The 11,421-nt window shown below is 71.5% G+C and carries 9 protein-coding genes; 5 read left to right on the top strand and 4 right to left on the bottom strand.

Annotated elements, in window-relative coordinates:
* The first annotated feature begins 111 nt into the window (after window positions 1-111).
* The gene (locus K9U40_RS13000) at window positions 112-1,563 is read left to right on the top strand and encodes an FAD-binding oxidoreductase (protein WP_282890618.1); all 1,452 of its coding nucleotides are present in this window, start codon (window positions 112-114) and stop codon (window positions 1,561-1,563) included.
* 16 nt (window positions 1,564-1,579) lie between these two features.
* On the opposite strand, the gene K9U40_RS12995 is transcribed toward K9U40_RS13000, so the two are convergent.
* The 4 genes from K9U40_RS12995 to K9U40_RS12980 form a co-directional block, all read right to left on the bottom strand.
* Complete coding sequence (locus tag K9U40_RS12995) at window positions 1,580-2,791, bottom strand: MFS transporter (RefSeq protein WP_282890617.1); 1,212 nt, start codon at window positions 2,789-2,791, stop codon at window positions 1,580-1,582.
* Between the two features lie 296 nt (window positions 2,792-3,087).
* Window positions 3,088-5,139: a SpoIIE family protein phosphatase gene (locus tag K9U40_RS12990; protein WP_282890616.1), complete on the bottom strand. Its 2,052-nt coding sequence runs from the start codon at window positions 5,137-5,139 to the stop codon at window positions 3,088-3,090.
* Window positions 5,139-5,972: a hypothetical protein gene (locus K9U40_RS12985; protein WP_282890615.1), complete on the bottom strand. Its 834-nt coding sequence runs from the start codon at window positions 5,970-5,972 to the stop codon at window positions 5,139-5,141. Before K9U40_RS12985 ends, K9U40_RS12990 begins: the two co-directional genes overlap by 1 nt.
* Complete coding sequence (locus K9U40_RS12980; RefSeq protein ID WP_282890614.1) at window positions 5,962-6,708, bottom strand: hypothetical protein; 747 nt, start codon at window positions 6,706-6,708, stop codon at window positions 5,962-5,964. The genes K9U40_RS12985 and K9U40_RS12980 overlap by 11 nt, the downstream gene beginning before the upstream one ends.
* A gap of 197 nt (window positions 6,709-6,905) precedes the next feature.
* Between K9U40_RS12980 and K9U40_RS12975 the strand changes: the two genes are divergently transcribed.
* From K9U40_RS12975 to K9U40_RS12960, 4 genes are read left to right on the top strand one after another with little or no spacing between them, the layout of a single operon-like run.
* A complete protein-coding gene (locus tag K9U40_RS12975; protein ID WP_282890613.1) occupies window positions 6,906-7,625 on the top strand; it encodes a hypothetical protein in 720 nt (239 codons plus the stop codon).
* Window positions 7,622-9,610 (top strand): MFS transporter, encoded by a 1,989-nt coding sequence (locus K9U40_RS12970; RefSeq protein WP_282890612.1) that lies wholly within the window; start codon window positions 7,622-7,624, stop codon window positions 9,608-9,610. Before K9U40_RS12975 ends, K9U40_RS12970 begins: the two co-directional genes overlap by 4 nt.
* On the top strand, window positions 9,610-10,665 hold the full coding sequence (locus K9U40_RS12965) for an ABC transporter substrate-binding protein (RefSeq protein WP_282890611.1): 1,056 nt from the start codon (window positions 9,610-9,612) through the stop codon (window positions 10,663-10,665). Before K9U40_RS12970 ends, K9U40_RS12965 begins: the two co-directional genes overlap by 1 nt.
* Entirely contained in the window at window positions 10,665-11,339 is a 675-nt protein-coding gene (locus K9U40_RS12960; RefSeq protein ID WP_282890610.1) for a hypothetical protein, read from the top strand. Before K9U40_RS12965 ends, K9U40_RS12960 begins: the two co-directional genes overlap by 1 nt.
* Window positions 11,340-11,421: the final 82 nt, after the last annotated feature.

The raw sequence follows: 11,421 nt of genomic DNA, 5'->3' as shown, positions 1-11,421 counted from the left end.
GTCCTGGCGCGACATGGGGGGATGAAGCGCACCTGAGTGTGCAAGCCCCCTGCCGCACCGCACCCAAGCCCGCCCTTGCGAAGCCGGGGGCCGTGCGGCACCCTCCCGGCCATGTCGAGCCACGCCCCGGATCCCGTCCTTCTCGATGCCGCCCGCCTCAACGGGCTGCTGGAGCGCATCGCCGCGCGCATCGGTCCCGCCCGCGTGATCACCGACCCTGCGGAGCTTGCCCCCTGGCTCGTGGAGGGGCGCGGCCTGTTCCAGGGTTCCACCCCCGCCATGGTGGAGCCGGCGACCACGGACGAGGTGTCCTTCATCGTCGCCGCTTGCGCCGAGGCGGGGGTTCCCGTGGTGCCGCAGGGTGGCAATACGGGGCTCGTGGGCGGGCAGGTGCCGTTCGGCGGCCTCCTCCTGTCGCTCAGGCGCATGAGCCGCATCCGCGACCTCGACCCCATCGACCTCACCGTGGTGGCCGAAGCCGGCTGCACCCTGCACCAGGTGCAGCAGGCGGCGGCGGCGGCCGGCTGCCTGTTCCCTCTCTCCATCGCCTCGGAAGGCAGCTGCCGCATCGGCGGCAATCTTTCCAGTAATGCCGGCGGCACCGCCGTGCTGCGCTACGGCAACATGCGGGAATTGACCTTCGGGCTGGAAGTGGTGCTGCCGGACGGGCGGATCTGGAACGGCCTCAGCCGCCTGCGCAAGGACAATACCGGCTACGACCTCAAAGACCTGTTCATCGGCGCGGAAGGCACGCTGGGCATCATCACCGCCGCCGTGCTGCGGCTCTATCCGGCGCCGCGCGTCCGCGCCACCACCCTGACCGGCCTCTCAAGTCCCGATGCCGCCCTCCGGCTGTTCCAGCGCCTGCGCAACGTGGCCGGCGACGCGCTCACCGGCTTCGAGCTGCTGCCGCGCTTCGGCATGGAGACGGTGCTGAAGCATATTCCCGGCACCACCCGCGCGCTTGGCGGCGACCACAGCTGGTATGCGCTCGCTGAACTCACCTCCACCCGCCGCGACGACGACCTCTCCGCCCTGGCGCTGGAGGTGTTCGGCGAGGCGTTCGGGGCGGGGGAGATCGAGGATGCGGTGATCGCCGCCAGCGAGGCCCAGGCCGAGGCCCTGTGGAAGCTGCGCGAGGCCTTGTCCGACGCGCAGAAGTTCGAGGGCGGCTCCATCAAGCATGACGTGTCGGTGCCGGTGTCGCGGGTGCCGCGCTTCATCGCCGAGGCGGCCCGCGCCTGCGAGGCCCACATGCCGGGGGTGCGGGTGTGCGCCTTCGGCCACATGGGCGACGGCAACATCCATTTCAACCTCAGCCAGCCGGTGGGCATGGACAAGGCGGACTATCTCGCCCGCTGGGAAGCGTTCAACCGCATCGTCCACGACATCGTGGCCGGGCTCGGCGGCTCCATTTCGGCGGAGCACGGCATCGGCCTGCTCAAGCGCGAGGAGCTGCCCCTCTACAAGGACCCCGTGGCGCTGGAGCTGATGGCCGCCATCAAGGCCGCCATCGACCCCAGGGGCCTCGCCAATCCCGGCAAGGTGCTGCTGGGGTCGTAGGAGACCGCATCGTCCCTCACTGCGGCCGGCGGCGTACTGCGAAGGCGGTCATCACCGCAAGGCCGAGGGGGATCGCCGCGCCCACGAAGACGAGGCGCGGCATGTGATGGTCGAGCATCCGGCCGAACATCAGCGGCCCCAGCAGCGCGCCGATGTCGTAGCCCGAATAGACCACCCCGAACACCTTGCCCGTCGCCCCCGCCGGAGCGGCGCTGCGCACCAGCACGTCGCGCGAGGGCGTGGTCAGGCCCATGGCGAAGCCCACCAGCGCCACGAGGCCCACCGTCACCGTCGCGGGTACCACGAGCACCGCCGCCAGCAGCGCCAGCGCGCAGGCGAAAGCGAGTCCGCCCATGGCGATGAGGTGATGGCGGGTGGTGCGGTCCGCCACCGCCCCGCCCAGAGAGACGCCCGCCGCATTGCCGCACTGGTAGAGCGTGACGGCCAGAGTCGCCAGCGCCACCGTGGCGCCGAAGCCTTCCTGGAGGGCGACGATGGAGAAGCTCTGGATGCCCGAGAGCGAGATGGAGGTGAGCAGGAAATACAGGAAGGCCGTGAGCACCACCGGCAGCGCGAGCACCTGGAAGAAGGTGGGGGCGGGGCCGTGCGCGGCCTTGGCGCCGGGCGCGCGGCCATGCTCGGGTTCGGTCTTCAGGGCCTTGCGGCAGGCGAAGAGTGCGAGGCCGAGCACCACCACGCCCGCCCCCATGGCGCCGACCGCCGTCCGCCAGCCATGGGCCGTGCCGATGGCGGCGGAGACGAGGGGGGAGAGCGCAAAGCCGATGCTGCCGGCGATCACGTGGGCCGCGAAGGCGCGCCCCAGCCGGGCCGGCGCCACCTTGTGGCTGAGGATGGAGAGGTCCGCCGGGTGGTAGACTGAATTGCCCAGCCCCGCGAGGGCGGCCAGCGGCAGTAGGACCACATAATGGGGCGCAAGGCCCATGGCCGCCGTCGCCGTGCCCTGCAGCAGCAGGCCGCCCAGCAGCAGGCGATGGGCGCCGAAGCGGTCCACGAGGATGCCGGCCGTCACCTGGCCGACGCCGGAGCACAGATAGAAGACGGCGAGCACCGCGCCCAGCGCGAAGAAGGAGACGCCGAGGTCCGCGCGCATCATCAGGAACAGGGGGGCGAGGGCGAGCTGGAGCAGGTGGCTGCAGAAATGGGCGACGCCCACCGCGCCGATGGTGGAGACTTCCCCGGCCGGCCATTCGGCCGTTCGCGCGTTCATGGTCACGGTCGACACTCCTCCCGGGCCGGCATGAGGCCGTCCCCTCCCGGCGATGGCCGCCGGCTGTTGCGTCTCCCCTCGTCTGGCTCCGCGGCGGGTTAATCCCGCGCCTTGGGTCTGGTCTTAAAGTATTTTCGGGCGATGTGGATACCGTCTCGCCTGAAGAAAGTGCAGCTGGCCGGGCCGATCGCGTCCGTCCAGTCGATCTGCCTATACGGAAGGAGCTCGGTCGCCGCCCATCCGGCCGACGCGGCCCCGATCGTGAATCCGTTCCCGTTCAGGGAGGCCGCGCGCCATCACCGGGTGCGGCGCGGTCCGTGCCCGCCGAAATAACGCAGGGTCAGGCAGGTGATGTCGTCGGCCTGGGGGGCGCCGCGCTCGAAGACATGGACGGCGGCGAGCACGCGCTCGGACAGTTCGGGCACCGACCAGTCGGCCGCGCCGCTTCTGAGCAACTCCTCCAGCCGGCCCTCGCCATAGGGCCGCTCGTCCACGTCGAACGCCTCGGTGACGCCGTCGGTGTACAGGAAGAGCGTGTCGCCCGGCTGGAGGTGGAGTTCGTGCTCCACATAGACGAAGCCCTCCAGCACCGCGACCGCCATGCCGCCGGTGGAGGGCACGGTGGAGACCTCGCCGCCGCGGGTGATGCGATAGGGCAGGTTATGGCCGGCATTCACGTAGCTGACCCGCCCGGACGACAGGTCGATGACGCCGTACAGCACGGTGACGAACAGCATCTGCTCGTTCTCCACCGCGAGCAGGTCGTTGAGGCGGCGGATGCAGCCCGCCGGGGAGCGCTCGAACAAGGCGGTGGAACGCAGCAGCGTGCGCGAGATGGCCATGAACAGGGCCGCCGGCACGCCCTTGCCGGAGACGTCCGCCACCACGAAGCCGAGGGTGGTGTCGTCGATCATGAAGTAGTCGTAGAAGTCGCCGCCCACCTCGCGGGCCGGGGTCATCTGGCCGTGCACCGCCACGCGGGCGTCCGGCGGGAACTCCTTGGGCAGGATGGCGAGCTGCACCTGGCGGGCGATCTCCAGCTCCTGCTGGAGGCCGGCAAGCTTGGTCTTGGTGATGAGGGCCTCGCGCAGCTCCACCACCATGGAGGACAAACGCGTGTGCTGCTCCACGATGCGCCGCGAGAGGTCGTGCAGCACGCGGGCGACGCGCCTCAGCTCGTCGTCCTGCCCGCCCTCCGAGCCCTTGGCGAGCAAGGCGAGGACCTCCTCGCGGTCGGTGGGGTCGATGGCGTCGGCGAGCGCCTGCAGCTCGGACGAGATGACCGCCTCCTGGCGACGGCGCACCCGCTCGCGCTGGCGCCGGCTCTCGGCGAGGGCCTGCACGTTGCCGCGCAGCGCCACCACCGCCGAGGCGATGCGGCCGATCTCGTCATTGCCCACATGGCCGACGGTGACCGAGGTGTCGCCCCGCGACAGCGCCTGCAGCACGTCGATGGCCGATTCGAGCGGGCGGAAGCTGTACCAGAGGAAGACATTGAGCCCGATCACGCCGATCAGCACCAGGCCGATGGCGCCGGCCACCGCCGAGCGGTGGATGAGGGAGGTGGCCTGGACGCTCTCGGTGGTGTCCTCGAAGCTGACCAGAGCGCCCACGGTGCTGGAGCTGATGTCGGACACGGGAATGCTGGTGACGTTGTAGTTGCGCCCGTCCAGCACCACGCGTTCCGCGGTGGGCCGGCGGGGCGTGATGGCGAGCCTGGCGCGCTCCCACAGCCGGAAGTCGGTGCTCGCCACCACCCGCCCGCGCAGGGTGACGAGGGTGGTGGTGGCGCTGAGGCCGCGGGCGAAGCGCTCCATGCCGAGCGCGGCGTCGCGCCCGAGGACGAGGACCGCCATGCCCTTGCCCGGCAGCTCCACGGTGCGGGTGGTCAGCACGATCACCTGGGTGGCGCTGACCTGACGCAGGCCGGACAGCACCTCGCCCTTGAGCGCCCGGTCGAGGCTGCCGGCATCGAGGATGTAGCGGTTGGCGCTGCCGCCGTCGCTGAACACCACCTCGCGGTCGGCGCTCACGACCTCGAAATAAGTGGCGTCGTCATTGATGTTGACGCCCAGTTCCTGGAGCGCGGAAGCCACGCCCGGCCGGTCGGAGAAGCCGAGCGCGATGCGGAACGAGGCCGAGCCGTCCACGCGCTCGAGGATGCGGGCGAGGTTCGCGGTCTGGAAGGCGACGATCTCGCGCCAGAGCACGGTCTGGCCCTCGATGGCCAACTCGCTTTCCTGGGCCTCGGCGACGCGGTCGCGCAGCAGGGTCGCGCCCCAGATGCCCAGCATCAGGACGGCGAAGCCGGTGGCGACGATCAGCGTGATGCGGGTGCGCAGCAGCATCAGACGCCTCGTTCCTTCTCAGCCGCGCCGGGTGCCGCCAGCACCTCGCGCCGCACCCGTTCCACGTCCGGCCGCAGCCCTCCGTCGAAATCCACCGCCAGCAATTCCTCCGCATAGGCCTCGAACACGGCGTGGCGGTCGGCCATCCGCCGGTTGCCGCGGTCCAGCGCGCGCAGGGCCCGGCCCACCGCGCCGCGCGGCTTGGAGCGGCGGCTATGGCGCAGGGGGTCGTCGGACTGGCCGTAATCGCCCTCGATGGCACGGATCAGGCCATCCACGAGGCGGGCGCGGTTGCGCTCCAGGGCGCCGCCCACCAGAAGGCCGGCGGCCAGCGCCGCGAGGGCGGCGCATACCGCAACCACGACGGCGGCCTTGAGGCCGATGTCGGCGAACGAGGTGGCGAGGGCGGCGGGGTTGGTGGTGACCTCCACGGAGGCCACCGTGTTGCCGTCCACCGTCACCGGTGCGGAAACGGAATCGGCGCCCGGATGCTCGCCGATGGCGCTGCGGATCTCGCGCCCGTCGGCGCCGCGCAGGACGATCTGGGTGAGGCCCGGCGTGCGCGCCAGGGTTTCGGACAGGTGGATTTCCACCCCTGGGAGCAGCTTCAGCGGAATGCCGAAGCGGGCGGCCTTCTCGAACTGCTGCGCCAGGGTGCGCGCCACCGAGGTGCCGATGACGAGGGCGTCGCGCCGCGCGCTCTCCTCGACCCGCGCGCGATAGCCGTTCACCAGGAGCGCCGCGGCGGCGGAGCCGAGGATGAAGGTGACAAGGAGCGCGAACAGGCCGGTGAGGAGGCGCGCGCGCCCCCCTTCGGGAGGTTCATGCCGCATCGTCGAGCGCTCCCAGCTGCCCGAGCCCGCGATCGACGCGGGCCTCGGCGTCGCGCCAGCTCCGAACCGTCTCCTCGGCGAGTTGCGCGATGCTGTCGTCGTCGATCGAGGTCGTTCCTTCGCCGGAGAGGATGCGGGCCACGCGGTCATAGGGCCGGGTCACGATGTAGGCGAAGAGCAGCGCGGCGAGGACGGCGACCAGGGAGGCGGCGAGCGCCAGCATCGCGGTGCGGGAGAACAGGTCGAGGCCGAGGCGCTCGGCGCGGGTGGCGCGGGCCTCGTCCGAGACGGTCACCGAGATTCCGCCGGCGACGCCGAGGTCGTTCTCGAAGCGGGTGCCGAACACGGTGTCGCCGCGCTCCGCCTCGGTCCACACGCCGTCGGTCGAGAGGCGGCCAATCCAGCCGGGGCTGACCTCCTCGCCGATCACGCTGCGGTCGGTGGAATAGATGGCGCGCCCGCCCGCATTGAAGATGTCGATGGCGAGGATGGAGGGGTCGCTTGCCTTCTCGCGCTCGATTCGCGGCTGGAGCAGGGAGATCTGGTCGAGCAGCAGCCCGATGGACAGGTTGGCCTCGGTGGAGGCGCGCAGGGTGCCGAGCAGGTTGGCGACACGGGCGCGCTCGATCTCCTCGCCCACCTTGTCGCTTGCCGTGAAGGCGATGGCCGCCACCGCGATCACCGCGGCGCTCACGGAAACGACAGCGACCAGGATGAGCCGGCTTACGAAAGTCATGCAGCGAACTTCGATGAAAGGATCGCCGGGACGTTAACCGCCAGCTTCAAGCCAAACCAGATAAAAAACTCCTCTGCGACCAAAAAAACCTTCAATCTCAGGTCCCTTTTCGTGGCATGAAGGGCCTGCCGACGGGGCAGGCTGGCCGTCCCGGTCGCAACGGACAGCATCGGGACCACACCACGCGGATCCTACACATGGCGCGGACCACGCTCGGGCTGATCGCTGTGTTCGCACTGATCGCGGCGGCGTGCGTCGCGTTCGGCGCCTATTTCTCCTATGTCACCCTGCTCAACGCCCACCGTTCGGTGATCGAGGCGCGATTCGGCATCGCCGCCGAGCGTGTCGCCGACGTGGCCGAGCAGGCCGCCTCGCTGGGCATTGCCCTGCCGGCACAGGGCACGCTGACGAGCCTGCTCGACCGGGAGGCGCGGGTGGAGCCCGCCATCCGCTCCATGGATCTGGCCGACGAGCGCGGCATCGTCCTGTTCTCCAGCGATCCGGCGCGGCTCGGCCTCGCCGAGGCGCAGGACGGCGGGCGCGGCCTCACCCGGCCGGTGCGCAACGATCTCAACGAGGTCATCGGGCACGTGGTGGTGCGCTACGATCCGCAGATTCTCGCGGCCGGCGCGGCGGCGCTCGGCGACGATCTCAAGGTGATCGCCCTGCCGGCGCTGATCGGGGCGGGCGCCGCCACCATCGTCATCGGGCTGCTGCTGGCCGCCCTGCTGCGCCGGGCGGCCCGGCGCGCGGCGGACCCCGGCGCCTGGCCGCCGGCGGCGCGGGCCGCTCTCGCCGCGGCCGAGAGCGTCCACCGGGAGGCGGCGCGCGGGTTCCCGCCCGGCAAGCCGACATCCGGCAGGGCGTCGGCGGCCGGGGCGGCGCCCCGGCCGGGCGAATCGCGGAGGCGGGCATGATCGGGCTGCGCGGCGGCATCACCGTCGCCATCGTGCTCATCCTGTGCTCGGCCCTCGCCTTCATCGGCTGGGGGGCCGAGCAGGCGGCGCAGCGCACCATCGCTCCCGAGATCCTGGCCAAGGCCAACACGGTCGCCCGCTCCGCGGCGGACCTCATAGGGCGCGCCGGGGCGGTGGGCGTCCCGTTCGACCGGCTGGAGGGGGTAGGCGACTATTTCGAGAGCCTGCGCGCCGCCAATCCGGAGTTCGCGCAGATCAGCCTGGTCTCGGCGGGAGGCGCGGAACTGGCCCGCGCGGGGGACGCCTCCGCCTTCGCTGCGGCGCCGCAGGCCCGCATTCCGGTGCCGGACCCGTCCGGGAGGCGGCTCGGCGACGTCCTCGTCCTGGTGGATCCCACGGCGGTCACGGCCCAGGTCGGCGCGGTGCTGGTGGACGTGGCCTTCATCGGCATCGTCTCGCTGCTGGTGGCGCTGGAACTGGTGGCGCTGGTGGTGGGCTCGCGCGGCATCGGCGCGCTGATGGCCGTGGAGCGGCGCCTGAAGGCCCTCGGGCGGGGCGTGCTGGCGCGGCACGAGGGCTCCCCCGGCGCCGCGGGCGCTCTCGTCTCCCCCATCGACCGTCATGTCGGCGCCCTCGCCGAGCGCCACGCGGCGATCCGGGCGGCGGCGGAAGCGCGGGGCGACGCCACCGCGCTCTCGCGCCTCGCCGACCTCGAGACACGGACCGGCCTCGGGCGGGTGCAGGCGGCGGAAAGCGAGGCGGCCGTCGCGGTGCGCCCCGCTTTGTTCCTGTTCATGCTGGCGGAGGAGCTGACGCGGCCGTTCCTGCCGCGATTCGCCCAGTCGGTCGCCGCCGCAGGCGGCTCGTTGTCGCCGGACCTCGCGGCGAGCCTGCCCATCGTCGCCTTCATGGCCGTGGTGGCCCTGTGCCAGGTGCCGTTCGCGGGCCTCTCCGAGCGGCTCGGCCGGCGGCGGGGATTCGTCATCGGCGCGATGCTGGCGGCCATGGGCTACGCGCTTTCGGCGGTGAGCCCGTCCTACGCCCTGTTCGTGGCCGCGCGGGTCGGGACGGCGGTGGGCTATGCCCTCGTCTTCGTCTCCTCGCAGGGCCATGTGGTGGACTTTTCCGCGGGGGCGGCGCGCAGCGCGGCGCTCGCGGTGTTCGTGCGGGCGATCATGGTGGCGAGCCTGTGCGGGCCGCCCATCGGCGGCGTCATCGCCGACCGGCTCGGGGCGCCCGCCGCCTTCACCGCCTCTGCCGGCCTTGCCCTGGTGGCGCTCGTGGTGGCGTTCCTGACGCTGCCGAAGACGGCCTGGCGCGCCGGCGCGGCGGCGGGCGTCGGCCTGTCCGACCTCAAGGACGCGGCGCGGGCGCCGGGGTTGATGGCGCTGCTGTTCGGCTGTGCCTTCCCGGCCAAGTTCCTGTTCGCGGCCCTGTGCTTCCTGCTGGTGCCGCTGGAGTTGCAGCGCCTCGGCTATTCCTCCGCCGCCATCGGCCGGTTCCAGATGATCTATCCCGTCATCATGGTGCTGGCGGTGCCCTTCTTCGCCGCCATGGCCGACCGGTTCGACGCCCGCGGCGGCTTCGTGGTGGCGGGGGCGCTGGTGTCCGGGCTCGGCGCCATGGCCATGGTGCTCAATCCCTCCATCGCCTTCATCGTGGTGGCGCTGGTGGCGCTGGGCTACGGACAGGCCATGTCCATCGCCTCCCAGTCGGCGCTGGTGGCGGACACGGCTGCGGCGCTGGGCGGCGGCCGGGCGGCCGGTGTTCTTGGCCTGTTCCGCCTGGTGGAGCGCAGCGGCAACGCCGCGGGCCCGGCAAGCGCCGGATTTCTCATGGCATCCGTGGGATTTGCCCTGGCAACGGCGCTCATCGGCACCGTGGCAGTAGCGGGAGCGGCCCTGTTTGCGCTATCGGAACTCAGAATGAAGCAATCTCCCCGCCGCGCCTCGTCTGCGGCCGCATCGGAAGGAAGCTCCGCCTGATGGACCGTCGCTCCCTCCTCGCCCTGGGCCTCGGCGCCGGCGCCGCAGGGCTCGCGGGCCGATTGCCCGGCGCCCACGGCCAGCCGGCTCCCGCGGGGCCGGCCGCCCCCGGCGCCGGCGCGGCGCAGGGCCGGCCCTTCCGCATCCTGATGCTCACCTTCCGGGGCGACACCGACGTGGAGCGCGGCTTCCGCGATTATTTCGCCGCCAACGAGATCAAGGTGGAGTTCCTCACCCGCGACGTGGAACGCGATGCGAGCCGGGTGAAGCCCATCCTCGCGGAGGCGCTGCCCGGCTTCAAGCCGGACCTCATCTACACCTACGGCACGCCCAACACCCTCGCCGTCGCCGGGCCCTACGACGCCCCGCCCGACGCGCCCTTCGTGCACGACATCCCGGTGGTGTTCGCGCTGGTGGCGGCGCCGGTGCAGGTGAAGATCGCGCCCTCGCTCGCCTCCTCCGGACGCAACGTCACCGGCGCGGTGCACGTGGTGCCCACCGACGTGCAGATGCGCGCCATGCAGAGCTACAAGGCGTTCCGCAAGGTGGGCGTCATCTACTCGCCCAACGAGCGCAACTCGGTGGCCATCATCGAGGAGATGCAGGCCTTCTGCGCCGGCATCGACGCCAGCGTCATCGCCCAGCCCCTCACCATGGTGGGCAACCGCCCCACCGGCGAGGGCGTGGAGGATTTCGTGCGCAACCTGAAGGCGCAGGGCGCCGAATGGCTCTATCTGCCGGCGGATACGTTCCTCGCCACCATCTTCGACCGGGTGGGGCCGGCGGCGCTCAGCGCGGGCCTGCCCACCTTCGGCGCCACCGAATTCTTCCTGCGCGAGGGGCTCGGCCTGGTGGGCCTGGTCAGCCGGTATTACTCGGTGGGCCAGCTGGCCGCGTCCAAGGCTGTGGAGATCCTGGTGCAGCGCGTGCCCCCTCGGAATATTCCCATAGAGACGCTGCGGCGCTTCGCGCTCATCATCAACATGAACATTGCCAAGCAGCTCGGGGTGTATCCCCCTATCGCCATGCTCAACTATGCGGAAGTGATCACCTGATGAATGCCCTCCGCGAGTTCGCGCTGAACGAACCGCTCACCTCCCGCGAGCTCGGGCCGGACGATCTCGATGCGGTCGACGCGCTCCACCATCTCGCCATCGGCCCCCTGGTGCGGCCGGAGGTGGTGAAGCCGGAAAACCGCTCGTATTTCGAGGGCATCCTGGGCGGGCGCGGCTGGACGGTCGGGCTCTATGACGGGGCTCTGCTGGTCGCCTACGGCATTCTCCAGCACGACCATACCCCGAAGGACGGGCCGCACCGCCTGCTCGGCCTTCCGCCGGAAGCGAAGGTGGGCCGGCTGGCCGGCGCCTCGGTGCACCCCGCCTATCGCGGGCGCGGGCTCCAGCGGGTGATGATCGCGGCGCGGGTCCAGGCGGCGCCGGCCGACATGGTGCTGTTCTCCACCGCCGCGCCGGTGAACACGCCGAGCTGGTCGAGCCTGCTCGCCGAGGGCTTCCCCATCCACGACATCCAGCTCTTCTTCGGCGGCTATGCCCGCTACGTGCTGGTGCGCGACGGCACCACCTACGACCCGGGCGAGGCCATTCTCGTCGATCCGCTGGACATGCCCCGGCAGAAGGCGCTGTTCGCCGATGGCTGGCACGGCTATGAGCGCAGCCGGCTCGAATGCGGCGCCGCCGGCGTCCTGTTCGCGCGGCCCAGGCCGGCCTGACCGGGCGACCGCGGGGCCGCGACCCGGACGACGGCCGCCGGAGTTTCCGCCCGCCGTCGTCTTCATTACACTGCCGCCGCCG

This window comes from Xanthobacter autotrophicus, assembly GCF_030015065.1.
GTDB classification, from domain to species: Bacteria; Pseudomonadota; Alphaproteobacteria; order Rhizobiales; family Xanthobacteraceae; genus Xanthobacter; species Xanthobacter autotrophicus_D.
This window is presented reverse-complemented; position numbering and strand designations above follow the sequence as displayed.

Excerpts from the sequence above, each read along its gene's own strand:
- K9U40_RS13000 (WP_282890618.1), top strand. The coding sequence starts at position 112 with ATGTCGAGCCACGCCCCGGATCCCGTCCTTCTCGATGCCGCCCGCCTC.
- K9U40_RS12960 (WP_282890610.1), top strand. The coding sequence starts at position 10,665 with ATGAATGCCCTCCGCGAGTTCGCGCTGAACGAACCGCTCACCTCCCGC.
- K9U40_RS12980 (WP_282890614.1), bottom strand. The coding sequence starts at position 6,708 with ATGACTTTCGTAAGCCGGCTCATCCTGGTCGCTGTCGTTTCCGTGAGC.
- K9U40_RS12975 (WP_282890613.1), top strand. The coding sequence starts at position 6,906 with ATGGCGCGGACCACGCTCGGGCTGATCGCTGTGTTCGCACTGATCGCG.
- K9U40_RS12965 (WP_282890611.1), top strand. The coding sequence starts at position 9,610 with ATGGACCGTCGCTCCCTCCTCGCCCTGGGCCTCGGCGCCGGCGCCGCA.
- K9U40_RS12990 (WP_282890616.1), bottom strand. The coding sequence starts at position 5,139 with ATGCTGCTGCGCACCCGCATCACGCTGATCGTCGCCACCGGCTTCGCC.
- K9U40_RS12970 (WP_282890612.1), top strand. The coding sequence starts at position 7,622 with ATGATCGGGCTGCGCGGCGGCATCACCGTCGCCATCGTGCTCATCCTG.
- K9U40_RS12995 (WP_282890617.1), bottom strand. The coding sequence starts at position 2,791 with ATGAACGCGCGAACGGCCGAATGGCCGGCCGGGGAAGTCTCCACCATC.
- K9U40_RS12985 (WP_282890615.1), bottom strand. The coding sequence starts at position 5,972 with ATGCGGCATGAACCTCCCGAAGGGGGGCGCGCGCGCCTCCTCACCGGC.